Raw genomic sequence first — 25063 nt, forward strand, 5'->3', positions numbered from 1 at the left:
CTACATCAGGTTCAATTGCCTTGAAAATCCACCGATTCCCGTGATAAATTTATTTCCGTGATACCGGCAATCCAAAAGATGAAAAGGGCTTTTGAGACGGCCCGGATAAGGGCCGTTTTTTCGTCTCTCCTCCTGGCGTTAGTCATAGCCGGGTTTTCGGGGTGCGCGACCGCCCCGGAGGTCTATAAGAGGGACGCTGCCGAGCTCTATAATTCCGGCATGCAGGCCTATCTCGGCGGCAGGCTGGAAGAGGCCGACAAGAGCTTCAGGTCCCTCCTCGAGGACCATCCGATGAGCCCGTATTCCACCGAGGCCGAACTCCTCCTGGGAGACGTCAGCTACGCGATGGAGAATTACGAGGACGCCAGCGCCTATTACGCCAATTTCATCGCGCTCCGCCCGGCCCACGCCAGGGCGTCTTACGCGCTCTTCCAGAAGGGCATGAGCCACATGAAGGAGGTGCTCTCCCTCGACAGGGACCAGACCTCGACGAGAAAGGCCCTGTTCGCTTTCGAAGACCTCATTGCCGCATACCCTGGTTCACCGTACGCGGAAAGGTCAATGGAGTTCATCGCGTTCCTCAGGGGGCGGCTCGCCGAGAGGGAATTCTACGTCGCCAGCTTTTATTTCAAGAAGAAGAACTACAAGGGCTCGCTCGGCCGGCTGAGGGACATACTCGCCGAATACCCGGACGCAGGCATAACCGACAAGGCCCTTTTCTACATAGGCGAGTCCTATCTCAAGCTCGGCGAAAAGGGACTTGCCGAGGACGCCTTCTCCACTCTTCTGAAAAACTACCCGGAAAGCCCTTACGCAGGGGACGCTAAAAACAGGCTGCGCGCGGGATAGCCGCTCAGCTGACAAAAAACATCGATAATATCGTTCAGTCTGCTCAAAAAGCGCAGGATGCAAGCAGCCGAAAAAGAGGAATGGGCCGTGTTTCTGTACGTCGGGCCCGTTTTTGAAGGCTGGCACTCAAGTGCTTAATAAGCAGGCTGTCAGGAGGAATATGGAAAAGGGCTGGCAGCATGAATACGACCTCGGCAAAAAAGCGTTCGAAGAGAGGGACTACGAGGAGGCGCTCGCCCGCCTCGAGAAGGTGGCTGCGGAGAAGACCGCCTTCGCCGACGTGCACAACATGCTCGGGCTCGTTTACTACAACGCGTCCAGGCACGAGGACGCCATAGCGGCGTTCCGGAAGGCCATCGAAATAAACCCGAACTACACCGAGGCCTCGCTCAATCTCGCGGTCGTCTATAACGAGCTCGGCAGGTTCGATAAATCGGCCGAGGTCTACACGCTCGCGAAGCAGGCAAGGCAGGACGCGCATTCCTACCTGGACCCGTTTGTGAAGGGCAAGCTCGCCAACATGCACTCGAACCTCGCACGCATCTATAAAGACCTGGGCTTCTACGCCGAGGCGGTAGAGGAGTACAGGAAGGCCCTCAGGCTCAGGCCCGAGTTCGCTGACATAAGGACGAGCCTCGGCGTTTCGTTGAGGGACATGAGGGACTTTGACGCCGCCGTTACGGAGCTTAAGGAGGCCGTAAGGCTGAACCCCTCGTACCCTGATTCGAGAATTCAGCTCGGGCTCACCTATTACGCCGTGGGGCGGCGCGAGGACGCCGGGACCGAGTGGCAGGGCGTGCTCCGCGACCACCCGGACCACAGGATGGCACGGATGTACATGAACCTCCTGCTTGCGCCTGCCCGGAAACCGGAGTGACAAGCAACGGCGTTTTGCCGGATGTGAATGGGCGTAAATAAAAGGCCCCCGTGAATACGGGGGCCTTTTAAATTGTCCAGGCGCTTATTACCGCTTCCAGCCGTGCCCGTCCCCGGCAAGGACCGATGCGTCGAACTCCAGCTTCTGCTCAGGCGTAAGGAGGCTCCTGACCTTTATCATGTGGTCGTATTTGGTCTCGAGGGATTTTGCCTTGAGCCCGGATATCTCCGAGGCGAGCCTCGATATCGCCTTCCTGTCCGGGTTGTCTGAGGCGACCTCTTTTCTTATGTCCGTTTCCTTAAGCTCCAGCGCGGCCTTAAGCGAGGCGAGCTCCTTTTTGAGCTCCACCTTGAGGCGCTTCACTTCGGTCTTCTGCTCGCCGGTAAGGTCCTTTATCCATTGCTTGCCGCCGTGCTTGTGGTCCTTGTGCTTGCCTTCGCATCCTGCATGCTCTTTTTTATGATATTCCTTATGATGTTCCTTGCCGTGCGTTCCAGGCTCGGCGTGCACGACAGACGCCGCGAGTGTCCCTGCCGTGAGGAGCGCGGCCAGCATAACCAGTGGTTTTCTTGCCGATAGTCTCATTCTCTTCCCTTGCCTCCTTAAGGCAACCTCTAAAAATTGATCTTTTCCCCGGACTCTGTGTCAGGCCGTTAATAAAAATGCTCACATATTGACATATATGCTCCGCTTTTTATTCCCGGCCTTCCTTGATTGCGGGAAAAATTTCTAATTTTTCGAGGTTGCCTAATTGAGTGTTCCGGGCGAAGTGTGCGCCCGTTTCCATTGCCTCTCGGCCATCCGCTTTTCCATCCTCTTCTCGAGGAGCTCTATATACCTTTCCTGCTGGTCCCTGTCGAGGACCGCCTTTTCCCTCAGCATGTGCTCGATCGCCTGGGCTTCGATCATGCCCTGTACCTTGCCTATCCCGGCGAGCGAGGCGTTTATGGAAGCCATGTCAGGCTCCTCCTCCCTGAGGAGCCTGAATATCTGCCTCCTTTTTTCCGCAAGCTCGCCGTGCGATGCCAGTATCGACGCCCTGAATTTTTCGTTCTCTTCCTTGAACAACGCCTTCTGCTCGGGAGTGAGCTTGAGTTTCTCAGAAACCGCCTCGTGCCTTTTTTCGGCCTTGCCGAGGGAGGTCCCGCATTCCTTGAGGTAGAAAAAACCCGCCGCCCCGAGGATGGTTACGTTGAAGAGAAGCGATATGAAGAGTACGGGTTTCAGAAACCTACTGCCCATTGCCGTTCTCCTTTATTGACAGGTAGATGTCGCCCAGGGACTCGGGCGGCACGGGGCCGAGGTCTTCCGGCTGAACCGACGCCACGAGGCTTGAGTACGACTGTTCCAGGGCCGCGTTCTCGGCCCCGCTGGAAAAGAGGTTGTCCGAGAGCACCCCGGCCGAGTATATCCCGAGCGCCATAACGAATGCGGCAGCCGCGGCCTCCGCGAACTTGAGGCGTAGCGGCATGGCCCTGAACCAGCCGAACGCGCCCTCGTTCCCGGCGTCGAGCCCCTCGTCCCTGATCCTTTCCATCACCCCGGACGCGAAGCCAGGGGGCGCGCTGAACCTCGGGGCCGACCGGAGGGCGTCCCTGACCGCGGCGTGAACTCGGGCCTCCTCGGCGCACCCGGGGCACGAGCCCAGGTGCTCGACAAGCCCCTTCCGGACGCCGTCACCGGCGAGGCCGTCGAGATGTTCAGATAAGAGGTCCTTTGCACTTTTACAGTCCATTTCAGCTCCTTGTAAATAACGACAGGCTTAACGGATTTGTTCCATTTGAGCGTGGAGAAGCCTCTTGAGCTCATCCCTCGCCCTCGATATCCTCGATTTAACGGTCCCTATCGAGACGCCTAACGCCTCGGAGATCTCCTCGTAGGAGAGCCCTTCCAGTTCGTAGAGCACGATGACGGCCCTGAGCTTCTCCGAAAGCCCTGCAATGGCCCTGGAAACAGCCTCAGCGGCCTTTTTGGATTCAAGCGCCGCCTCGGGGCCAGGGGAATCCGACGGGGGCTCAAGCGTGTATTCCTCGCCCTCGCGGCTCGTCGCGGCCAGCGAGACGTGGGCCGGTCTTCTCTTGTAGTCGAGGCAGGAGTTTACGGCGATGCGGGTTATCCAGGCCTGGAAGCTCGGGGAGGGGGTGAACCTGTCGAGGTTACGGTAGGCCTTTACGAACGCGTCCTGTGCCGCGTCCTCCGCATCGGCAGGGCCGAGCATGTAGCGGCAGATGTTGTAGACCCTGTCCTGGTACTTCCTTACGAGGGCCTCGAACGCGGCGTTGTCGCCGGCCCTGGACCTCTCTATAAGAAGTAGCTCGTTATCATTGGTCATACGCGCGCACTCTTACAAATAACTCCGAGGCCCGGCATTTTGTTCCGTGGTGGAAGAAGTTCAGGTGCGTTTTCCCGGAGCCGGGCAGCAGAATATGCCTTGGGAGGTGCAGGGTCAGTGTGCGCGGTAACGCCCGGGTGTGCCGGTATGCCGAAATGTCAGGGCCGGAAAAAAAGCCGGGGAGCCTCAGAGCTCCCCGACGGTCTTGTACGCCTCTTCCAGGGCCTCGTTTATCCTAGCGGCTTCAGGCCCTCCGGCCTGCGCCATGTCCGGCTTGCCGCCGCCCTTGCCGCCGATTATCGGCGCAAGCCTCTTTATTATCTCTCCCGCGCTGTAGCGCCCCGTGAGGTCCCTTGTGACTGCCGCAAGGAGCACGGCCTTCGAGTCCTCTTCTGCGGCGAGCACCACTATGCCTGAGCCGAGCTTCTGCCTGAGGGTGTCGGCCATCTCGCGGAGCTCCTTGCCGCCCCCGGCGACCTTTGCCGCCAGCACTGTTACGCCGTCGACCTTCCGCGCGGCATCCATGAGCTCTCCCGCAGCCCCGGCCTTTTCCCTGCTGCGGAGGCGTTCGATCTCACGCTCGAGCGCACGCTCTTCTTCGAACATCTTCCTTACCTTCTCTGGCACTCCGGCGGGCGGCACCTTTAACGCCTGCGACGCCTCCCTGAGCGCTTCTTCCGCCTGGTTCACGTATTCGAGGGCCGACTCGCCCGTAACGGCCTCTATCCTCCGCACGCCCGCGGCTACAGAGCCCTCTCCCGTTATCTTTATCATGCCTATGTCGCCGGTCCTCCGGGCGTGGGTGCCGCCGCAGAGCTCCGCGCTCACGCCCGGCACCTGCACCATACGGACCAGGTCGCCGTATTTTTCGCCGAAGAAGGCGAGAGCGCCCCTCTGTACAGCCTCGTCATAGGTCAGTACCTCGGTCAGCACCGCCTTGTTGGAAAGGACCGCTCTGTTGGCCTCCCGCTCGATATCGCGGATGAGCTCGGGCCCGAGCTGCTCGAAGTGGCTGAAATCGAACCTGAAGCCCCTCGGGGAGACGAGCGAGCCGGCCTGCCTAACGTGCTCGCCGACCTTTCTCCTCAGGACGGCATGGAGGATGTGGGTGGCCGTGTGGTTTCTCCGCGTCGCGTCTCGCGCCTCGACGTCAATAGCAAGCTCGGCGGTGTCGTCCACGTTTATCGTGCCTTCCTCGACCGTGCAGTAATGGACGATAACGCCGTTTATGGGCCTTCTCGTCCCGTTCACCCTGAGGGTGAAGCCCTTGCCGACGATAACGCCGGTATCCCCGGCCTGGCCGCCGGATTCGGCGTAGAAGGGCGTTTCTCCGGTTATGACCTCGACCTCGTCGCCGTGGTAGGCGGCGTCTACGGTCGCGCCTTCTTTTATGAGGCAGAGCACGTTCGATGAGACCGCGTCCATGTGGTAGCCGACGAACTCTGATTTTAGGCCAGAGTTCGCGAGGCCCTTATAGAGCTCCTGGGAGGACTCCCTGCCTTCGAGCCCCTTCCACGAGGCCCGGGCCATCTTCCTCTGCTCTTCCATGAGGCGGTTGAAGCCATCCTCGTCGATCGAGAAGCCCTCGTGCCTCACGATATCGGCCGTAAGGTCGACCGGGAAACCGAAGGTGTCGTAAAGCCTGAATGCGACGTCTCCGGGCACCACCTTGCCGCCAAGCTCCCTTAATGCCGCGATCTCCTGGTCGAGCAGAGTCAGGCCCCTTTCGAGCGTTTCGAAGAAGCGCTCCTCCTCGCCCCTGGTCGCCCTCGCAACGAGGTCCGCGGCCTTCACGACCTCGGGATATGCCTCGCCCATCGACTCGACGACAGCGGCGTTGACCCTGTAGAGGAAAGGCTCGGTGAGGCCAAGGAACCTGCCGTGGCGTGCGGCCCGCCTGATTATCCTCCTGAGCACGTAGCCACGGCCCTCGTTGCTCGGCAGCACCCCGTCGGCCATGAGGAAGGTGACCGCACGCGAGTGGTCGGCTATGGCCCTTATCGAAACGTCGGTCTCCGGGTTGGAGCCGTATTTAACCGAAGAGAGCTCCTCTATCATGGCGATTATGCGTTCGAAGAGGTCGCTGTCGTAGTTGTTGAGCTTTCCCTGGACAACGGCAGTGAGGCGCTCAAGTCCCATGCCGGTATCTATGCAGGGTTTTGGAAGGGGAGTGAGCTTACCCTCAGCGCTCCTGTCGTACTGCATGAAGACGAGGTTCCATATCTCGAGATACCTGTCGCAGTCGCAGCCGACAGCGCATTCTGGCCTGCCGCAGCCGGCTTCCGGGCCCTGGTCTATGAGTATCTCGGAGCAGGGGCCGCAAGGGCCGGTATCGCCCATTGACCAGAAGTTGTCCTTCTCCCCGAGCCTCACGATCCGCTCCTTGGGAAGGCCCGAGACCTTCTTCCATATCTCCTCGGCCTCCTGGTCGGTCTCGAAGACTGTTACCCAGAGCCTCTCCTTGGGGAGGCCCATCTCGCGGGTAAGAAAGTCCCACGCGTACTCTATGGCGCCCTCCTTGAAGTAGTCACCGAAGGAGAAGTTGCCGAGCATCTCGAAAAAGGTGTGGTGGCGGGCGGTCCTGCCGACGTTTTCGAGGTCGTTGTGCTTGCCGCCGGCCCTCATGCACCTCTGGCAAGAGGCGGCCCTTGCATAGTCCCGGGTTTCCTCCTCCAGGAAGACGCCCTTGAACTGGACCATGCCGGCGTTCGTGAAAAGGAGCGTCGGGTCGCCCTCAGGCACGAGGCCCGAAGAGGGCACGACCGTGTGCCCCTTTTTGGCGAAGAAATCAAGAAAGCGCTTTCTTATCTCCGAAGACTTCATCTTTCATCTTTCCGAAAATGAAATTTTTTCAGGTGAAAAGTTCCAACTGGAAAACAAGGCAATCTCAAAATTGGAGATTGCCCCGTTTTTCCCGTTACTACTCGGAGTTGTGGAAAAGATCGATTTTAGAAGTATGCACAAGTATTATAACACGCCTTCAGGGCCTAATCATCCGAGGGGAGGCCGCCCAGCGCCTGCATTATGGCGGCTGTCGAAAACCCCCTTGCCCGGAGGTGCCTGAAGGCTTTTTCCCTGGCCCTGGGGCCGGTTTCCCTGCTGTTCCTCTTGAGCCAGCGCCTGTAGGCTTCGCGGGCCGAATCTTCCTCGGGCGCGCACCCGGCCAGGGCGGATTTAATCAAGCTTTCCTCAACGCCCCTTGAGGCGAGGTCGCGGGCTATCCTGGCCGGGCCCCAAGCCTTGTGCCTTGAGCGTGATTCCGCCAGGCCCCTTGCAAAACGTTCGTCGTCGAGGAGGCCGGCTAGAAGGAGGTACTCGATTGTCCTGTCGACCTCGCCGCGGTCGAACCCCTTCTGAAGGAGTTTCGATTCCAGCTCCCGGACGCTCCTCTGCCTTACTGACAGCAGCCTGAATGCCGCCTGGGCGGCATCCTTGCTCCCGCCTTCCTTCCTCTCCGTCTTCGCTTTCATTGGCACATGGCGAGGGGAGGTGGTGCCGCGCGCAAGCTCAGAACCTCTCTATGTCCGGAGGCGCGGCCGGGGCGGCCCCGCCGTCTTTTTCGTTCTTCTCGAAGTCCTTCCAGCCCATGTCGCTCGTTCCGGAGACGCCCTTCACCTTGAGCTCGAAATCGGCCGGGTTGCTGGCCTGCATGAGCGCCTCTTCATAGGTGATGAGCCCCTTGTTGAGGAGCGACAGTATCGACTGGTCGAAGGTCTGCATCCCGTAGGTGGTGAAGCCCTTGGATATGGCGTCCGAAATGTCCTTGGTCTTCTCCTTGTCCTCGATGCACTCCCTTATGCGGGCCGTGGTGACCATGACCTCTACCGCCGGGACGCGCCCCTTGCCGTCCTTCGTGGGTATGAGCCTCTGCGAGATTATGGCCTTTATGACCCCGGCGAGCTGTATCCTTATCTGCTTCTGCTGGTACGGCGGGAAGACCGATACTATCCTGTTGACCGTCTCCATGGCGTCTATCGTGTGGAGGGTCGAGAGGACGAGGTGGCCAGTCTCTGCGGCGGTCAGGGCAATCTCTATGGTTTCGAGGTCCCTCATCTCGCCGACCATGATGACGTCCGGGTCCTGCCTGAGCGCGCCTCTTAGCGCCTCGGAGAAGCCGGGAGCGTCGACCCCTATCTCCCTCTGGTTTATGATGCACCTCTTGTCCCTGTGGAGGAACTCGATAGGGTCCTCGACGGTGATTATATGGCACGATTTCTGGCTGTTTACCTGGTCGAGGACCGAGGCCAGGGTGGTGGATTTTCCGCTCCCGGTAACGCCGGTGACAAGCACGAGCCCCCTCACTTCGTTGGCTATGGTGTGGAGGACCTTGGGGAGGTTGAGCTCGTCGAAGCTCTGTATCTTTATGGGGATGACCCTCAAGACTATTCCGACCGCGCCCCTCTGCTGGAAGACGTTGACCCTGAACCTTCCCAGGCCGGGGACGCTGTACGCCATGTCTATCTGGTGGTTCTGGCGGAAGGTCTCCTTCTGGACCTCGTTCATTATCCGCATCGCTGCCCTGGATATCTCGTCGGGGGCTAGCCTCTCGTGGTTCTTTATCGGGAGGAGCGAGCCGTGGACGCGGAGTATGGGGGGCACTCCGGCCTTGAGGTGCACGTCCGAGGCCTTGCTCTTTACCGCGACGTTCAGAATGGAACTCAGGTCTATTTCGGCCATTATTTGCTCTCCTCTTTTTTCCTGGGCTCTCCCGTCTTTACGCCGTAGTGCTCAAGTATCTTCGCGCCTATCTCGGAGGTTATCTGGGGGTGCTCGCGGAGGAACGCCCTGGCTGATTCGCGCCCCTGGCCGAGCCTCTCGCCGTTGTAGGAGAACCACGAGCCGCTCTTCTCGACTATGTCGACGCCGCTCCCGAGGTCGAGGATGTCGCCCTCCCTGGATATGCCCTCGTTGAAGAGTATGTCGAACTCCGCGTCCCTGAAGGGCGGGGCGAGCTTGTTCTTCACGACCTTTACCCGTATCCTGTTCCCTATTACCGACTCGCCCTGCTTTATCTGGCCTATCTTCCTTATGTCGAGCCTTACCGAGGCGTAGAACTTGAGGGCGTTCCCGCCCGTGGTGGTCTCGGGGCTCCCGAACATGACGCCGATCTTGTGCCTTATCTGGTTTATGAATATGACGCAGGTGTTGGATTTGCTTATCGTGGAGGTGAGCTTCCTCAGTGCCTGGCTCATGAGCCTGGCGTGGAGGCCCATGTGGGAATCTCCCATCTCGCCCTCGAGCTCGGCCCTGGGCACGAGCGCCGCCACCGAGTCCACGACGATAAGGTCTACCGCGTTGCTCCTTATGAGGACATCGGCTATCTCGAGCGCCTGCTCGCCGGTGTCGGGCTGGGAAAGGAGAAGCTCGTCGACGTTCACGCCGAGCTTTTTCGCGTACGAGAGGTCGAGCGCGTGCTCCGCGTCTATGAAGGCGACCGTCCCGCCGAGCTTCTGCGCCTCCGCGGCCACGTGGAGGGTGAGGGTGGTCTTGCCAGAGGACTCGGGGCCGAACACCTCGACGACCCTGCCCCTCGGGACGCCGCCTATGCCGAGCGCTATGTCAAGGGCCGTAGAGCCGGTCGATATGGCCGAGATCTCCGCCGGCGCGGCGCCGTCCTTCCCGAGCTTCATTATCGAGCCCTTGCCGAACTGCTTCTCGATCTGGCTTATGGCAAGGTCTATTGCCTTGGTCTTGTTTGCCGAGGTTCCGGGCGTGGTCGACATCTATGCGCCTCCGTTTAAAATTTATGTTCCTGAGAGTCTGTCCCTTATCTTCAGGCCTTAAGAAAGGCCTCTTTCATGGCCGTGTACTCGGCCCCCTTGGGCCTTAATACGCTTTTAAAGAGTACGACCGAGTAGACCGTGAACTCCGTTTTTAAAGGGGGGCTTGCCTCGGAAAGGGCGCTCCCCATGAGCATCGAGTCTTCGGGCGTCTTTATCCTGCAGAGCGTGAGGTGAGGGGAGAACTCGCGCTCCTCAGGCTCGAAACCGAGCGGGATTACGTTATCCTCGACCCTTTGCTTAAGCTCCGTAAGCTCCGCGCTCTCTCCTATCCCTGCCCATATCACCCGGGGCCGCCTCTTATTGGGGAACGCGCCTACGCCCTCCACGGTGAGCTTGAATGGCCCGATGCCCGATGCCGCGCTTTCAAGCCCGGCCCCGAGCGTATCGATAAGCCTTTCGTCAGTCTCGCCAAGGAACTTGAGGGTCAGGTGCATGGACTCGGGCCTTGCCCAGTTTATCGACCTCGACCCCGGGTCGAGCAGGGCCTGAACCGAGCGGAGAGCCTCTTTCACCTCCGAAGGGATCCTTATGGCTATGAAGGCCCTTATATCGTGCCTCCCACCAGGCAATCTCTAACAGGCTGCCGAAAAAGACTTTTGAGAGAAACTTTCATACAGAAAGGTTCTTTCAAAAGTCTTCAGCCCCTGTTAAAAGGGTTTCCTCTTATTCCCAGGGCGGCCCCCAGCATCCCCAGCGCCGCCTCGGCTGACTGCCTTTTTACGGCCTTCCTTCCGCCCCTGAAGAGGAACCTCCTGACCATCATGCGATTCCCCTTTGAGACGGCTATATAGACGAGCCCCACGGGCTTTTTAGGCGTCCCGCCGCCCGGCCCGGCTATGCCGGTCACGGCGGCTGATATGTCGGCTTTGAAGGCCTTTCTGGCCCCTTGGGCCATCTCTCCAGCAGTCTCCCTTGAGACTGCCCCGTATGAGGCGAGGGTTCTGCTTTTGACCTTGAGCATGCGGGCCTTTACCGGATTGGCATAGGCTATGACCGCGCCCTCGAAATAATCCGAGCTCCCGGGTATGTCCGTTATCATGCTCGAAAGGAGCCCGCCGGTGCAGGATTCCGCGATTGCGAGCTTGAGCCCCTTTTTCCTCAGGGCTTCTCCTATAAGGGCCGGGAGTGTCATTCAAGGAGCCTCCGGTTAATTCATTCGCGGTCATTGCGAGCGTAGCGAAGCAATCTTGTCGTCAGATAAGATGAGCGCATTGAGATTGCTTCGGAGCAAGCTCCTCGCATGACGGCAAAATGGGAATTAATCAGGGCCTTACCTTGACTCAAATGAGCCAGAGCACCGCATGGGCAGAGACATTGGCATATACCCCGGCGACGAGGTCGTCCAGCACTATGCCGGCCCCGCCGCCAAGACGCCTGTCCATGAGCCCGGCCGGATAGGGCTTAAGAATATCAAAAAACCTGAAAAGAATAAACACCAATATTGCGTTGAACGGCGTGAAAGGGATAAGGAATATGCCAACAAGATACCCGCTTATCTCGTCGGCTATTATCGACGGGTGGTCCTTTCCGCCGAGCGCCCTTGAGGCCTGTCCGGATACGGCGATGGAGGCCGCTATGACCGCGAGAGCGATGAGGGCCTGCGACTCTATCGAGAGCCCTCCAGCGAGCCAGGCGATGAAGACACCCCATAGCGTCCCGAAGGTCCCTGGCATGAAGGGTATCCTTCCCACGTACGCGCCTGTAGCTATGAAAACCATCGCTTTTTTCATTGGTTTCCCTGGTTAGTTGAGGCGCTGTCTCAGAAGATGAAGCGCCGCATCTTTATATTGAGGAGTATCCCGGCGGATATCATCGAGGTTATGAGGAACGAGCCGCCGTAGCTTACGAACGGCAGCGGCACCCCGACCACGGGAAGCATTCCGGTGACCATGCCCAGGTTTATGGCTATTTGCCAGAAGAACATGGACGTTATGCCGAAGGCCACCAGGAACCCGAACCTGTCCTTGGAGCTCGACGCGGTATTGAGGCCTGATATGACGAAGGCCAGGAAGAGGCCCAGGAGGACAAGGGCGCCCACGAGCCCCCATTCCTCCGCTAAGGCCGCGAATATGAAATCGGTGTGGTGCTCGGGGAGGAACATGAGATTGCCCTGGGTCCCCTGGAGGAAGCCCTTCCCCAGGAAGCCGCCCGAGCCGATGGCTATCTTGGACTGCATGACATGGTAGCCGGAGCCGAGGAGGTCCGACTCCGGGTTCATGAAGCTTGATATCCTGGCCTTCTGGTAGTCCTTGAGGAACATCCACCCGAGCGGCGCCATTCCCGCAAAGGCCGCGCCGAGGCCGGCTATGACCCTGAAGCGTATCTTCACGACAAAGGCCATGGACCAGAATATGAGCCAGACGATTATGCCGGTCCCGAGGTCCGGCTGTTTCGCTATGAGAAGGAAGGTGACCATCATGATGACGCCGGGGGGGATGAGGTCCTTCAGGCCCATGCCCCTTTCAGGGACCTGCTTCTCGTTAAAGTACCTTGCGAGCATGACTATGAGCGCCAGCTTTGCGAACTCCGATGGCTGGAGCGAAAAGAACCCGAGGGATATCCACCGCCTGGCCCCTCCGAAGGAGCTCCCGATGAAATATACGGATATGAGGAGGAGTATGGATGCCCCGTATATGAAATACGCGCTCCGTTCAAGATAGGAATAATTGACCACTATCGCCAGGAGCATGAGGCATGAGCCTATGACTATCCAGTACACGTCCTTCTTGTACACGGAAGGCATCTGGACGTGCGTGGCGCCGTATATGCTCACGAACCCGACGCAGACGAGCGCTGCTATCAGCCCGAGCATCACCCAGTCGAAATGCGTGAACAGCCGCCTGTCTATCATCTGGAGGCCCCCGCGCGCACGGACGCGACCCCGGCAGCATTTCCTTCCAGAGCGCCCGAATCGGCCTTTAACCCGTCAGGGAGTTCTCCTGGCTCGCCAAGGTAGGCCTTGAATATCTCTCTCGCGACCGGAGCCGCCGCGGTCGCGCCGAAACCGCCGTGCTCGACTATGACGACGACCGCTATCTGCGGGTCGTCGTAGGGGGCGAAGCCCGCGAACCACGCGTGGTCGCGGAGCTTATAGGGTATGGACTCGACGTCCCTGGTCCTCTTTATGAGCCTCGCGACCTGGGCAGTGCCGGTCTTTCCGGCTATCTTCAAATCGGTAGTCCTGCTCAAGAACCTTGCCGTCCCGCCGTCCTCATGGGTGACGCCCGCGAGCCCGTTCCTCACGTGCTCCATCGTCTTCTCGGAGATGCCAAGCTCGCCGTTTTTCTCAGGCTCGGGATTATAGACCACCTTGCCCTCCGGCGTCGTTATCTCGTCCACGAGTATGGGCTTCCAGAGCGTGCCGCCGTTGGCTATGGCGGCATAGGAGTTAAGCAGCTGCAAAGGGGTGGTGAGCATATAGCCCTGCCCTACGGATACGGATATGGTCTCGCCCTCGTACCACTTGGTCTTGTATGCCTTCCTCTTCCACTCGGACGACGGCACGAGCCCCGGTTTTTCGCCATGCAGCGGCACCCCGGTCTTCGAGCCGAAGCCGAACCTCCTGCTGTACTCCGCGAGCCGGTCCACCCCGAGCTTGAGCCCCACCTGGTAGAAGAAGGTGTCAGACGACTGCACGATGGCCTTGTGGACGTTTATGTGGCCGTGCCCCTCTTCCTTCCAGTCGCGGTAGGCCCTGCCTGCGAACCAGAAGGACGGGCCCGAGAATATCTTGGTGCCCGGGGCTATAACGCCTTCCTCTAGCGCCGCCGCCGCGTGTATGGGCTTGTAGGTGGACGCAGGCGGGTACTGCCCCTGTATGACACGGTTATTGAGGACGTTGAACGGGTTGTCGATAACCGCCTTCCATTCCGCCGGAGTCATGCGGGACGAGAGCGCGTTCGCGTCGAAGGAAGGGGAGCTGACCATCGCGAGTATCTTCCCTGTTTTCGGGTCCATTGCCACGGCGGCCCCGACCTTGTCGCGCATGGCGGCCCAGGCCGCGACCTGGGTCTTCACGTCGATGGTGAGCCTCAGGTCGTTCCCGGGGTAGGGCGGCCTCCAGTTGACGACCCGTATCTTCCTCCCCACGGCGTCTACCTCGACCTCCTTGCCGCCGTCCACGCCGCGCAGTTCCTTCTCAAAGTACTTCTCGAGACCGTATTTGCCGACGAGGTCGCCGGCGGAGTACTTCTCCCCTTCGGATTCCCGCTCTTTAAGCTCCTTCTCGCTTATCTCGCCCAGGTAGCCGAGGACGTGGGAGACGGCCTCGCTGAATACGTACGACCTCTTGGGCGCGACTTCGAGCAGCACCCCGGGCATCTCGAACCTGAAGCTCTCGACCCTGGCCGTCTCCTCCCAGGTAAGGTCCTGCTTGAGCTTCACCGCCTGGAACGGCGGCCTCTTTTTCGATTTTTCAAGCTTGTCGTCGATGTCCTCGACTTCGATATCCACGAGCCCGGTGAGCATGCGCTTGGTTGCGTCCCAGTCTTTTACGTCCTCAGGCACGATGTAGAGGTCGAAACCAGGGCGGTTCTCCGCCACCTTCACCCCCAGCCTGTCATAAATTAGGCCTCTCGGGGCCGCGGCCTTTATGAGCCGGGTTGCGTTGTTGAGCGAAAGCTCGTGAAAATGCGAATGCTGGAATACCTGCAGGTACCAGAGCCTGGCCGCAAGCATGAAGAAGGCGATGCCCGCCAGGAGGACGGCGGCATAGACCCGGCCCTTAAGTTCCCGGGGCTCTTTGTCCTTGAAGTAGCTGCCGCTCAATTCTCGTTGTCCTTGAATTTGCGGGGCGTTGCGAGGTCGGCCGTCTTCTGGAGGAGGGCGAAGACAGCCGGCGCAAGGAGCCCGCTCACCGCTGCCTCAAGGACCATCCCCGGCTGGAAGATCGCACCCAGCCCGGCGGCCCTGAGGATATAGTACGCGAGCGCGCCTTTCAAGACGGAGGCGGCGAAGACGCCGCCTATCCTGATGGCCGGCGTGGTGAACTGGACGACCTTCGAGAGGAGGTGCACTGCCGCGAATATGAGGACGAGGGAGAAAGAACTCGCTCCGAGCACCCCTCCGCTCATGGCGTCGTCGAGGTATCCGAGCGCGAACGCCGCGAGCGCGCCGTCGACGGCGGCCTTCCTGTGGGCCATGTAGAAGACGATTATGAGCGTGACGTCGGGCAGCGGAAACCCGGCGAGGACCGTGCTCTTCAAGGCCAGGTATGCGATTGTAATGGGGAGGAAAAGAAGGAACTCTTTCATGGCAACCTCTGAAAATCGCCCTTTTCCCCGGACTCGGCCGGCGCGGAAAAGGAGAAAGCTATTCCGTAACCCGCGGGCGCTCGCTTAAGACAAGCACTTCCTCGAGCTTCTTGATGTCGACCGCGGGGCGGACCTCGATGTGGTTGAAGAAGTTGTCCCTGGACTTCTCTATCTTGGTCACCTCGCCCACGACAAGCCCCTTAGGGAAGATGCCGGAGATGCCGGAGGTCAGGACCTTGTCCCCGACCTGGACGTCGTCAATCACACGCACGTACTTGAGCACCAGCGCGTCGGTGCCGTTCCCCTCGGCAACGCCCTTTACCCTGGTGCGCTGCACTATTACGTCTATGTTGGACCGGGCGTCGGTCACGAGGAGGACCCTTGCAGAGCTATTGTGCACGTCGAGCGTCCTGCCGACTATGCCCTGGGGGGCTATGACGGCGTGGTCCTTCCCGATGCCGTCCGAGAGGCCCTTGTTGACGGCGATGGTCCTCGTCCATCGCTCCATGTTGAAGCCGGTGACAGCCGCGCCCGTCGTACTGAAAGGCAGGGCGTCCCGGTACTCGAGGACGGCCCTGAGCCTCGCGTCACGCAGTATCTCCTCCAGGAGCCTGTTGTTCTCCTCTTCGAGGTGCGATACGGCGTTTCTCAATTCGCCGTTTTCCCGGTTCACGCCTACCAGGAGGACGTAGTCCGACCAGACGCCTTTTACGAGGGCCCCGGCGCCGAGGAGCGTTTCCTGGACCGGGGACAGCGTATACGAGAGGGCCTCTTTCAGCAGGTAGCCCCGTTCGTATCCCTTCCTGTCAGTCAACGCGAGGTGAAGTGAAAAAAACGCCAGGACGGCGGAAATGAGCACAAGCTGGTGCCTTTTGAGAAAAGAGTAGAAGTTGCGTTCAGAGCCCCTCATTCAGACTGGTTCGCCTCCGTTGGCCGCTGCCGCCGAATCCCGGCAGTCGCCCCGTCAGTTCGGTATGGTGACTTCCTTTAACAGACGTATCTCGTCCAGGACCTTCCCGGCGCCCTTGACGACGCAGGTGAGGGGGTCCTCGGCTATCGTTACCGGGAGCTGCGTTTCCTCGCGGAGTATGACGTCGAGGTTCTTAAGGAGCGCTCCTCCTCCCGCGAGCACTATGCCCTTGTCGACCAGGTCTGCCGCGAGCTCCGGGGGTGTGGTCTCGAGGACGTTCTTCACCGCCTCGACGAGCGCGTTTATGGTCTCGTTCAGCGCCTCCCGGATCTCCCCGGACTCTATCTCGAGCGTCGTGGGGATGCCGGTTATGAGGTTCGAGCCCTTTATCTCGAGCCTCTCCGTCTTCTCGTCCGGCATGGGGAGGCCTAGCGTCATCTTTATTATCTCCGCGACACCCGTGCCGATGGCGAGGTTGTATTTCCTCTTTATATACTGCACGATGACCTCGTCGAGCTTGTCGCCGCCGATCCTTATGGACTTGGACTGGACTATGCCGGCGAGCGATATGACGGCTATCTCGGAGGTGCCGCCGCCTATGTCTACGATCATGTTGCCCGATGGCTCGGTTATGGGGAGGCCCGCGCCTATGGCGGCCGCCATGGGCTCCTCTATGAGATAGACCTCGGCGGCGCCAGCCGAGTAGGCGGACTCCCTTACGGCCCTTTTCTCGACCTGGGTTATGCCTGACGGTACGCCTACTATTATCCGGGGGCGGACAAGCAATCTTCTATTGTGCACCTTGGCTATGAAGTACTTGAGCATCTCCTCGGTGACCTCGAAGTCGGCTATGACGCCGTCCTTCAAGGGCCTGATGGCCGCGATATTGCCTGGGGTGCGGCCCAGCATGGCCTTGGCCTCCTTGCCGACCGCGAGCACCCTTTTGCCCTTGCCGTCTTTTTTTACGGCCACGACCGAGGGCTCGTTGCAGATGATGCCCTTGCCCTTTACGTATATGAGCGTGCTTGCCGTGCCGAGGTCTATGGCCAGGTCGTTTGAGAAAAGACCCAATAGGTAATTGAGCATTATTACCGTACTCCTATCTGTAATTAATACCTAATTTATGGAATATTAACAGAAAACATTTCGCACAAGCAAGGAAAAAAGTTGAATTTACATGCGAATTTCATTATGATAGCTGTTTAAGAAACATTTCAGTGACCGGGAGCACGCTCCCGGGCCTTTCCAAGGAGGCATGATGCTCGAAAGTATCAGAAAAAGGCGGAATTCAGCCGTAATACTCGTTGCATTCGCGGCGATAATCCTCGTTTTCATATTCTGGGGCGTAGGCCCCGGCGGAGGCGGCGGGGACTCGAACGCCGTGGCTACGGTAAACGGTGAGTCCATATCCGTAAGGGACTACATGAACCTCTATAAAAGAGAGGTCGATTATTACCGTAGCGTTTTCAAGGAACAGTTTAACGACGAGATGGAGCGCGAACTGAACCTGAAGCAGCGGTCCGTCGAGATACTGATAAACAGGATCCTCGCCGTGAAAGAGGCCAGGGTCCAGGGCATAGAGGTGTCCGAAAAGGAGGTCCAGGACACCATAAAGGCCATACCCGCCTTTAATAATAACGGCACTTTCGACAAGGAACTTTACTTCAAGGTGCTGAACTCCAACCGCGTAAGCCCGGCGGAATTCGAAAAGAACATCGAGACCGACCTCCTGACGGCCAAGATTCGTGAAAAGATCCTGAGGGAAGTGTCCGTCACGGACGAGGAGGTCAGGGACAGGTACCTGAAGGAAAACAGGAAGATAACATTCGATTACGTGTCCGTCGACAGCGTGTCGCTCAAAAAAGGCATCGAGGTCGCAGACGAGGAGGCACTTGCCTATTACAAGCAGAACGCCTCCAGGTTCATGGTGCCCAGGAGCGTAAACGCCTTCTACGCCTTCGCCCCGTTCGCGGAATTCGCGAAGAGCGCTCCGGTCACCGCCGAGGAGGTAAGCGAGTTCTACGAAAGGAACAAGGGGCAGTTCGAGACCCCTGCCGCGGTAAAGGCCAGGCACATACTGGTAAGGCCCGAACCCGGCGTTGACACTGAAAAGGCCAGGGCGGACGCAAGGCAAAAGATAGACGGCTTGCTCGAAAAGGTAAGGTCCGGCGGCGATTTCGCGGCCATCGCAAGGCAGAGCTCCCAGGACCCGGGGAGCGCTTCGCAGGGAGGCGACCTGGGCTGGTTCCAGAAGGGCATAATGATAAAAGAGTTCGAGGACGCCGCATTCGCGCTCGGCAAGGGCGAGGTGAGCGGGGTCGTCGAGACGGAGTTCGGCTTCCACGTCATAAAGGTCGAGGACAGGAAAGACCCTGGCCACGTGCCTCTCAAGGAAGTGGAGCCCGCCATAAGGAAGACGCTCGGCGAGAGCAAGGCGAGAAATGTGGCGAAAGAGGCCCTTGCCGGACTCGACTCAAAGATAGCCAGGGCCGGGACAGCCGAGGAGATGAGGAAGGAAGCGGCGGCCATCAAGGGCGTTAGGACCGCCGTCACCGGCTTCTTTACGGAAATGGAGCCTCCAGCGGAGCTTGCAGGCAACGAGGACCTCAGGAATACCATGCTTACCCTGCCCCCGGGGCAGGGGAGGACCGTCGATGCCGAGGACGGCGTATATCTCGTAAGGGTCCTCGAAAGGAAAGAGGCCACCGTGCCCGAGTTCAAGGACGCGGCCCCGGAGGTAAAGGACATACTCGCTACGGAGAAGGCCTTCAAGGCCGCCCGGGAAAAGGCCGTTCAGATGGTCGAGCGCCTCAAGAACGGCGAGGATTTGAAGGCGATAGCGTCGTCCGAAAAGCTCAATGTCGAATCAACCGGCTATTTCAGCCAGCTTGACGGCTTCATGCCCAGGACGGGCATATTCACCGGGGACAAGGAAGGCCTCTTCGAGCTGAGCGAAAGCGCACCGAACTTCCCCGAGGTCCTCGTAAACGAGGGCAAGCACTATGTCCTGCGGTTCGCGGGCGCCAGGGAGGCCCCGGAGTCCGGGCTAGAGTTCAAGAAAGAAGATATACGGTCGAGGGTCCTTGCCGAGAAAGAAGAAGAGGTCCTTGGCGAGTGGCTGAACGGCCTCCGGCAGAAATCGAAGATAACCGTGAACCAGGACCTCCTTTAAAGCCCGTTCATGAACGAGAGGACCTTTCAGGGTCCTCTCGTCAATTTCCCCGGCTGCGGGCCCTGCCCTTGCACGAATCCAGATACGGAGAATAAAGAGATGCGCTATTCGAGGATGCTGCTGCCTACCCTGAAGGAATCTCCGGCAGACGCCGAGGTCATAAGCCAGAAGCTCATGATACGGGCCGGGATGATAAGGAAGGTGGCCGCTGGCATTTATAACCTGCTTCCTCTCGGCCACAGGGTGGTAAAGAAGGTGGAGGCCATAGTAAGGGAGGAGATGAACAGGGCAGGCGCCCAGGAGGTCCTGATGCCCATGGTCGTCCCCGCCGAGCTCTGGCAGGAGAGCGGCAGGTGGGAGGCTTACGGGAAGGAGCTCTTGAGGCTCAAGGACCGGCACGAAAGAGAGTTCTGCCTGGGGCCGACGCACGAGGAGGTAATAACCGACATGGTGAGGAGGGAGGTGCGCTCATACAGGGAGCTCCCCTTGAACCTCTACCAGATTCAGGCCAAGTTCAGGGACGAGATACGCCCGAGGTTCGGGCTCATGCGGGGCCGCGAATTCATTATGAAGGACGCGTATTCCTTCCACGCCACGCCCGAAAGCCTGGACCGGGAATACGAGAACATGCACCGCGCCTACACGAGGATATTCGAGAGGTGCGCCCTGCAGTTCAGGGCCGTCGAGGCCGAGACAGGCGCCATAGGCGGCAGGTTCTCGCACGAGTTCATGGTCCTTGCCGACAGCGGCGAGGATTCCATTGCGAGCTGCACGAGGTGCGGCTACGCCGCGAATATCGAAAGGGCCGAGGTGCGGGAGCCGCACCCTGAAAGGCCAATGGGCGAGCTTCCGATAGAGATGGTCTCAACACCCGGCATGAGGACCATAGAGGAAGTGAGCGCGTTCCTCAAGGCCGCCCCCTCTGCCATGATAAAGACGCTCATATACGAGACGGACAGGGGCACAGTCGCGGCGCTCGTTAGGGGCGACCACCAGCTTAACGAATTCAAGTTCAGGAACGCGGCAGGGGCGGCCTGGGTGAGGCTCGCGGACGAGGCCGTCGTCGAGAGGGCCACAGGCGCGCCCGCCGGGTTCGCCGGGCCGGTCAGGCTCAAAATCCCCGTATACTCCGACCACGCCGTGAGGAGGATATTCGACGGCGTGACAGGCGCGAACGAGAAGGACGCGCACCTCGTGCACGTGAGCGCGGCGCGGGATTTCCCCGGGGCCTCATACGCAGACATAAGGAACGCCCTGGCCGGGGACATGTGCCCGAGGTGCGAGGGCGCGTTCGAGATACGGCGCGGGATAGAGGTGGGGCATATATTCAAGCTCGGGACCAAGTATTCGGAGGCAATGGGCGCGACCTTCCTCGACGAGGAAGGCAAGGAGCGCCCGGCTATCATGGGCTGCTACGGCATAGGCGTAGGCAGGACCGCCGCCGCCGCCATAGAGCAGAACCATGACGAGGCCGGGATAGTATGGCCTGGCCCGCTCGCCCCGTTCGACTGCGAGGTGCTGCCCGTTAACGTGAACGACGAGGGCACTAAAAAGACCGCGGAGGCGATATACACGCGGCTCTCCTCCGAGATGGACGTTCTCCTCGACGACAGGGACGAGAGGGCGGGGGTGAAGTTCAAGGACGCCGACCTCATAGGCATCCCCGTGCGGGTGGTCGTCGGCGAAAGGAACTTGAAGCAGGGCAAGGTGGAGCTCAAGATCAGAAAATCCGGGGAGACAAGGCTCGTCGGAATAGAGGAAGCCGCCGCCGAGGTCGGAAAGGTCCTCGGAAAGTAGCGCGCAACTGCTTCAAAAGAAAAAGGCCGCTGCCATTCGCAGCGGCCTTTTTCTTTTGCCGATGGTCCGGCGATTACTTCGCGGACTGCCTCTTCCTTATGACTATCGCGCCCATTGCGGCTGCGAGGAGGGCCATGGTGCCGGGCTCGGGCACGGCATGGTTGTTGCCATTGTTATTCTTATCCTTTTTGTATTTCTTGCCGTGGTGCTTGCCGCCGTCGTAGTTGCCGCCGTTGCTGCTCACGGCGTTCAGGGGGCCGTTGTTCTTGCCGTTCCTGACGGGCTTGAAGTGGTTCTTGCCGCTGTTCACCTTGATGATGTTCTTGATCTTTACGATGGTCGTGTTGGTGGCGCTTGCGGCTGCGACGTTGGTGTTGGTGTTGCCGCCGTTTCCGAAAGGGGGGCCGCCGTTACCGTTATTCGGTACGCTTGCGGAGCTTACGGCAGGGACAAGGGCGAGGCATCCGACGAGTACGGCTGCGGAAAGCAGGCTTCTTTTCATTGCAGTTCCTCCTGTGATTTTTTTGATTCCCTTTTACTTAGCAAGAGCCGTGCCAGCCGGTATTGCCAGTATTTCGGGCAATTTTCGGATGCGCCGCGTCCTTCGGAGTAAAATGATTTTACAGCCCGGGCCGGCCTTTTCGCGTAAGCGCATGTTTTTTCTGGCTAGCGGGCCTGCAGTTTTTTTTACGCCGCTGAAGGCCTGGAGTCATGCGCATTTTTTTTGCACGTTCATTTGACAACCGGGTTTTTTGAGCTATTCTCTTTTGAAAAACAACTCTGGAGGTGCTGGCATGAAAAGGCTTACCATATCGGGATGCGCCCTTGCCTTATTTATGGGGTTCGCGGCGCTTCCAGCCGGGGCGCAGACCTTTGACCAGAACGTGGGCTGCGGCCTCGGGAGCGTGCTGATGAAGGAGAGGGACGCCACGCTCTTTCAGGTGCTCGCAATAACGACGAACGGGATACTCTTCAACCAGACCATCGGCATCACCTTCGGCGTCTTCGGGTGCCAGCAGCCGGCCGTATTCGTAGAAAACGAGAAGCTCAAGACCTTCGTCGCCGCCAACATGGACTCTCTCGCCCAGGACATGGCCGCCGGGAACGGGGAGTCCCTCGCGACGGTCGCCGAGCTCATGGGCGTGCCCGCGGAGAAGAGGTCGGAGTTCTATGCCTCGCTCCAGTCGAACTTCAGGGAGATATACACGTCAGGGGGCGTGCAGTCCGCTGACGTGATAGAAAACATCTCGGAGACCTCGCTTTAGCTGGACTCCGGCCCAAACCGTGTCGTCCCGGCAGGCCATGCGGCCCTTCTGCGGCCGCATGGCCTTTCAAATTTGTCAGTGACTTTGGTGTTTAATCTCTCCGCGTCCATTTAAATATTTCGTTTGACATCCAGGGGCATTAGTTATAAAAGAAGAAAAACTCTCAGGAGGCCCTGGATGAAAAGACTCGCTGGTTTTGGTTCCGCGCTTCTCCTTGCGGGGGCGTTCATGCTCCCGTCAAGCGCCGCTGCCCAGTCGTACGATACCAATGTGGGGTGCGGCCTCGGCAACATGCTCTTCAAGGAAATCGGCCAGGACAAGACGCTCTTCCAGATACTCGCTGTCACCACGAACGGTTTTTTCTTCAACCAGACCTTCGGGATCACCTCCGGAACCCTCGGGTGCGCGCAGCCTTCGATGATAGTCGAGAACGAGAAGGTCCTGAGGTTCGTCGCCGACAACATGGACACCCTCGCGCAGGACATCGCCGTGGGGAACGGCGAGGCGCTCTCAACCCTTGCCGAGCTCATGGAAATACCGGCCGAGCAGAGGCCCGTGTTCTTCTCGAAGCTCCAGGAGAACTTCAACGGCATCTACAGCTCCTCCGCTGTGGAGTCGGCTGACGTGATCGAGGGCATCTACAAGATTGCTTCCAACTCGTAGCCCATATTCAAAAGAGAGTCCAGGGCCATGCCGGCCTTCCTTGCCGGCATGGCCTCTCTTTTTATTGGCCCTCGCCTTTTTCGCGCTCCTGCCCCGGGAGGCGGCATCTTCCGACGCAGGGTACGCCGAAGCGCTCGCGGAAAGGGCCGTATCTAAGGGCCTCCATGACAGGCGCGAATGGCATGTGCTCCTTCATTACAGGCCCGCGCTCCTTGGCCGCTACACGAGCCTGGTCGACGACCCCGCCTTTTTCAACTCGCCTTCCGGAAAGAACGACCCCCGGGAAGAGCTCATTGAGACTATAAAGGCGTTCTTCAGGGCCGACCCTGACGGGGACGCCCACCCACAGTGCAGGTTCATAGCCAGGTACCGGTGGCTGTCGAACGAGCTCTCGATCGACAGCTCGAAGCTCCCCGCGCCGGAGTGCAAGGGGTATGGCGAGCTCATGCAGAACATGAACCCCCGTTCGGCGGTTCTCGTATTCCCGGTATCGCACATCAACAGCCCTGCATCGATGTTCGGGCACACGCTCCTCCGTATCGATTCCGACAGGGAATCGACCATGTTCTCCTTCGCCGTCAACTACTCGGCGGTAACGCCGGAGACGAGCGGCATCCTTTTCGCCGTGAAGGGGCTTACAGGCGCATACAAGGGGTACTTCGGCGTGCTCCCCTATTACGAGAAGATAAAGGAGTACAGCTTCCTCGAGAACAGGGACATGTGGGAGTACAGGCTGGACTTCAGCCCGGAAGAGGTCGAGAGGATGCTACTACACCTCTGGGAGCTCAAGGACATATATTCGGATTACTATTTTTTCGACGAGAACTGCTCCTATAACCTGCTCCTTGCGCTCGAAGCGGCAAGGCCTGAAACCGACCTCCTTGAGCTACTGCCGCCCTGGGTGATCCCGATGGACACGGTAAGGGCCATAAAGAAGACAGGCATGAGCTCTGGCGAGGCCCAGTACAGGCCTTCAAGGGCGTCGAGGATAAGACACATAGAGGGGCTATTGGACAAGGGCCTACGCGCCTCCGCGCTGGACCTCGCTTCCGGCGCGCTCGATCCCAATGATCTCGCCCGCGACGGGGCCATCCCGAGGGAGAAGAGGGCGATGGCCCTGGACCTCGCCTCGGAGTACGTCCAGTACAGGTATGCGAAGAGGAAGCTCCCCAAGGAGGAATACACGTCGAGGTACATAGGCGTCCTCGGCGCAAGGAGCACGCTCGGGCTCGTACCGCCTTATGATATAAGCGCCCCGGCCCCTCCGGACGACGGCCACGGCCCGGCAAGGCTCTCCATAGGGGCCGGATTCCGTGACAAGAGAGAGTTCGCTTCGATAAAGCTCAGGCCGGCGAACCACGCCCTCATGGACCCGCAGGAGGGGTATCTGCCCGGAGCCGCCATAACCTTTCTTGAAGGCGAGGCAAGGTACGACTTCGACGGAAGGGGGCTTCAAGCGGAAAGGCTCACGCTTCTGGAGATAGTATCAATTTCGCCCAGGGACAGGTTTTTTAAGCCAGTCTCATGGCGGGTTTCCGCGGACGTCCTCCGTAAGGAGGATACCGGGCGGGACGAGCGGAGGACAATATCCGGCCTCTCCGCCGGAATGGGGTTAAGCTACGGCTCATGGCCGGGCGCGCTCGCATACGCTTTCGCCGGGCCTGAGGCCAAGGCCGGACGAAGGCTCGACAAGGGGTACGCGCTCGGCGCGGGCGTGAAGGCTGGCGTGGTCGGAAGTATCACGGAGAGGTGGAAGGCGCAGCTCGAATTCACTGCCCTGGCCTTCGGCCCGGGCGACAGGCACGACATACTCGCCGTAGAGTTCAATCAGACCTTCACGACAGGAAAAGAGAGCGCCTTGATGCTGAACCTTAAGAGGGAGGACTTTGACGGCTTTTACTCGACGGAGGCGGTTTTGTATTGGAACCGTTATTATTAATGGCAATCACTTTTTTATTCCCGGCCTTCCGGGAAAAGCGGGAAAAATCTCTAATTTTTAGAGGTTGCCTAATGTCTCACAATGGGACTTGAAACACCCCTCAGGCAAAAAAAAAAAATTCAGTGCGTATTGAGCATTAAAATGCATTCGTCTTCAAAATTGGACACTCCGGCGTACCATAAAAGTATGCCTCGTTCCTCACTTTTCGACTCCTTGCATCCTGG

General features: G+C 59.2%; 24 protein-coding genes. 7 read left to right on the forward strand and 17 right to left on the reverse strand.

The window, feature by feature from the left end:
* The first annotated feature begins 78 nt into the window (after positions 1-78).
* Both QY316_05795 and QY316_05800 read left to right on the forward strand, forming a co-directional pair.
* Complete coding sequence (locus QY316_05795) at positions 79-849, forward strand: outer membrane protein assembly factor BamD (GenBank protein ID WKZ33908.1); 771 nt, start codon at positions 79-81, stop codon at positions 847-849.
* Positions 850-1009: 160 nt separating this feature from the next.
* Entirely contained in the window at positions 1010-1726 is a 717-nt protein-coding gene (locus QY316_05800) for a tetratricopeptide repeat protein (protein ID WKZ33909.1), read from the forward strand.
* Between the two features lie 87 nt (positions 1727-1813).
* Here QY316_05800 and QY316_05805 read toward each other — a convergent pair whose 3' ends face one another.
* The 16 genes from QY316_05805 to QY316_05880 all read right to left on the reverse strand — a co-directional run bounded on the left by QY316_05805 (position 1814) and on the right by QY316_05880 (position 17089).
* Positions 1814-2311, reverse strand: a complete 498-nt coding sequence (locus tag QY316_05805) for a periplasmic heavy metal sensor (GenBank protein WKZ33910.1) — start codon at positions 2309-2311, stop codon at positions 1814-1816.
* Positions 2312-2473: 162 nt separating this feature from the next.
* Positions 2474-2968 (reverse strand): periplasmic heavy metal sensor, encoded by a 495-nt coding sequence (locus QY316_05810; protein ID WKZ33911.1) that lies wholly within the window; start codon positions 2966-2968, stop codon positions 2474-2476.
* Positions 2958-3461: a zf-HC2 domain-containing protein gene (locus QY316_05815; GenBank protein ID WKZ33912.1), complete on the reverse strand. Its 504-nt coding sequence runs from the start codon at positions 3459-3461 to the stop codon at positions 2958-2960. The genes QY316_05810 and QY316_05815 overlap by 11 nt, the downstream gene beginning before the upstream one ends.
* A 27-nt stretch (positions 3462-3488) precedes the next feature.
* Positions 3489-4058: a sigma-70 family RNA polymerase sigma factor gene (locus QY316_05820; protein ID WKZ33913.1), complete on the reverse strand. Its 570-nt coding sequence runs from the start codon at positions 4056-4058 to the stop codon at positions 3489-3491.
* A gap of 186 nt (positions 4059-4244) precedes the next feature.
* Entirely contained in the window at positions 4245-6881 is a 2637-nt protein-coding gene (gene alaS, locus QY316_05825) for an alanine--tRNA ligase (protein ID WKZ33914.1), read from the reverse strand.
* A gap of 164 nt (positions 6882-7045) precedes the next feature.
* Positions 7046-7528, reverse strand: coding sequence for a regulatory protein RecX (locus QY316_05830; protein WKZ33915.1), 483 nt, complete (start codon positions 7526-7528; stop codon positions 7046-7048).
* A gap of 37 nt (positions 7529-7565) precedes the next feature.
* Positions 7566-8726, reverse strand: a complete 1161-nt coding sequence (locus QY316_05835; GenBank protein ID WKZ34086.1) for a type IV pilus twitching motility protein PilT — start codon at positions 8724-8726, stop codon at positions 7566-7568.
* 8 nt (positions 8727-8734) lie between these two features.
* The gene (gene recA, locus QY316_05840; protein WKZ33916.1) at positions 8735-9781 is read right to left on the reverse strand and encodes a recombinase RecA; all 1047 of its coding nucleotides are present in this window, start codon (positions 9779-9781) and stop codon (positions 8735-8737) included.
* 50 nt (positions 9782-9831) lie between these two features.
* Positions 9832-10410, reverse strand: coding sequence for an RNA 2',3'-cyclic phosphodiesterase (gene thpR, locus QY316_05845; protein ID WKZ33917.1), 579 nt, complete (start codon positions 10408-10410; stop codon positions 9832-9834).
* Between the two features lie 68 nt (positions 10411-10478).
* Positions 10479-10973: a CinA family protein gene (locus QY316_05850; protein WKZ33918.1), complete on the reverse strand. Its 495-nt coding sequence runs from the start codon at positions 10971-10973 to the stop codon at positions 10479-10481.
* Between the two features lie 148 nt (positions 10974-11121).
* Positions 11122-11571: a phosphatidylglycerophosphatase A gene (locus tag QY316_05855; protein WKZ33919.1), complete on the reverse strand. Its 450-nt coding sequence runs from the start codon at positions 11569-11571 to the stop codon at positions 11122-11124.
* Between the two features lie 29 nt (positions 11572-11600).
* Positions 11601-12692 carry a rod shape-determining protein RodA gene (gene rodA / locus QY316_05860; GenBank protein ID WKZ33920.1) on the reverse strand — a complete coding sequence of 364 codons (1092 nt, stop codon included), beginning with the start codon at positions 12690-12692 and terminating at the stop codon, positions 11601-11603.
* The gene (gene mrdA / locus QY316_05865; GenBank protein ID WKZ33921.1) at positions 12689-14608 is read right to left on the reverse strand and encodes a penicillin-binding protein 2; all 1920 of its coding nucleotides are present in this window, start codon (positions 14606-14608) and stop codon (positions 12689-12691) included. Before mrdA ends, rodA begins: the two co-directional genes overlap by 4 nt.
* On the reverse strand, positions 14605-15093 hold the full coding sequence (gene mreD, locus QY316_05870) for a rod shape-determining protein MreD (protein WKZ33922.1): 489 nt from the start codon (positions 15091-15093) through the stop codon (positions 14605-14607). The genes mrdA and mreD overlap by 4 nt, the downstream gene beginning before the upstream one ends.
* Positions 15094-15151: 58 nt before the next feature.
* Positions 15152-16003, reverse strand: a complete 852-nt coding sequence (gene mreC / locus QY316_05875; GenBank protein WKZ33923.1) for a rod shape-determining protein MreC — start codon at positions 16001-16003, stop codon at positions 15152-15154.
* A gap of 54 nt (positions 16004-16057) precedes the next feature.
* The gene (locus QY316_05880; protein WKZ33924.1) at positions 16058-17089 is read right to left on the reverse strand and encodes a rod shape-determining protein; all 1032 of its coding nucleotides are present in this window, start codon (positions 17087-17089) and stop codon (positions 16058-16060) included.
* A 169-nt stretch (positions 17090-17258) separates the two neighbouring features.
* Between QY316_05880 and QY316_05885 the strand changes: the two genes are divergently transcribed.
* Positions 17259-19175 (forward strand): SurA N-terminal domain-containing protein, encoded by a 1917-nt coding sequence (locus QY316_05885; protein ID WKZ33925.1) that lies wholly within the window; start codon positions 17259-17261, stop codon positions 19173-19175.
* Between the two features lie 99 nt (positions 19176-19274).
* The gene (locus QY316_05890) at positions 19275-20972 is read left to right on the forward strand and encodes a proline--tRNA ligase (GenBank protein ID WKZ33926.1); all 1698 of its coding nucleotides are present in this window, start codon (positions 19275-19277) and stop codon (positions 20970-20972) included.
* Positions 20973-21045: 73 nt separating this feature from the next.
* Here the strand turns inward: QY316_05890 and QY316_05895 are convergent, their stop codons facing one another.
* Positions 21046-21474 carry a PEP-CTERM sorting domain-containing protein gene (locus QY316_05895; GenBank protein ID WKZ33927.1) on the reverse strand — a complete coding sequence of 143 codons (429 nt, stop codon included), beginning with the start codon at positions 21472-21474 and terminating at the stop codon, positions 21046-21048.
* A gap of 292 nt (positions 21475-21766) precedes the next feature.
* On the opposite strand from QY316_05895, the gene QY316_05900 reads away from it, so the two are divergent.
* From QY316_05900 to QY316_05910, 3 genes are all read left to right on the forward strand, one after another.
* A complete protein-coding gene (locus QY316_05900; GenBank protein ID WKZ33928.1) occupies positions 21767-22237 on the forward strand; it encodes a DUF3015 family protein in 471 nt (156 codons plus the stop codon).
* A gap of 177 nt (positions 22238-22414) precedes the next feature.
* Positions 22415-22900: a DUF3015 family protein gene (locus QY316_05905; protein ID WKZ33929.1), complete on the forward strand. Its 486-nt coding sequence runs from the start codon at positions 22415-22417 to the stop codon at positions 22898-22900.
* A gap of 64 nt (positions 22901-22964) precedes the next feature.
* Complete coding sequence (locus tag QY316_05910) at positions 22965-24839, forward strand: DUF4105 domain-containing protein (protein WKZ33930.1); 1875 nt, start codon at positions 22965-22967, stop codon at positions 24837-24839.
* Positions 24840-25063: the final 224 nt, after the last annotated feature.

The organism is Thermodesulfobacteriota bacterium (assembly GCA_030583865.1).
Classification (GTDB): domain Bacteria; phylum Desulfobacterota; class GWC2-55-46; order GWC2-55-46; family GWC2-55-46; genus UBA5799.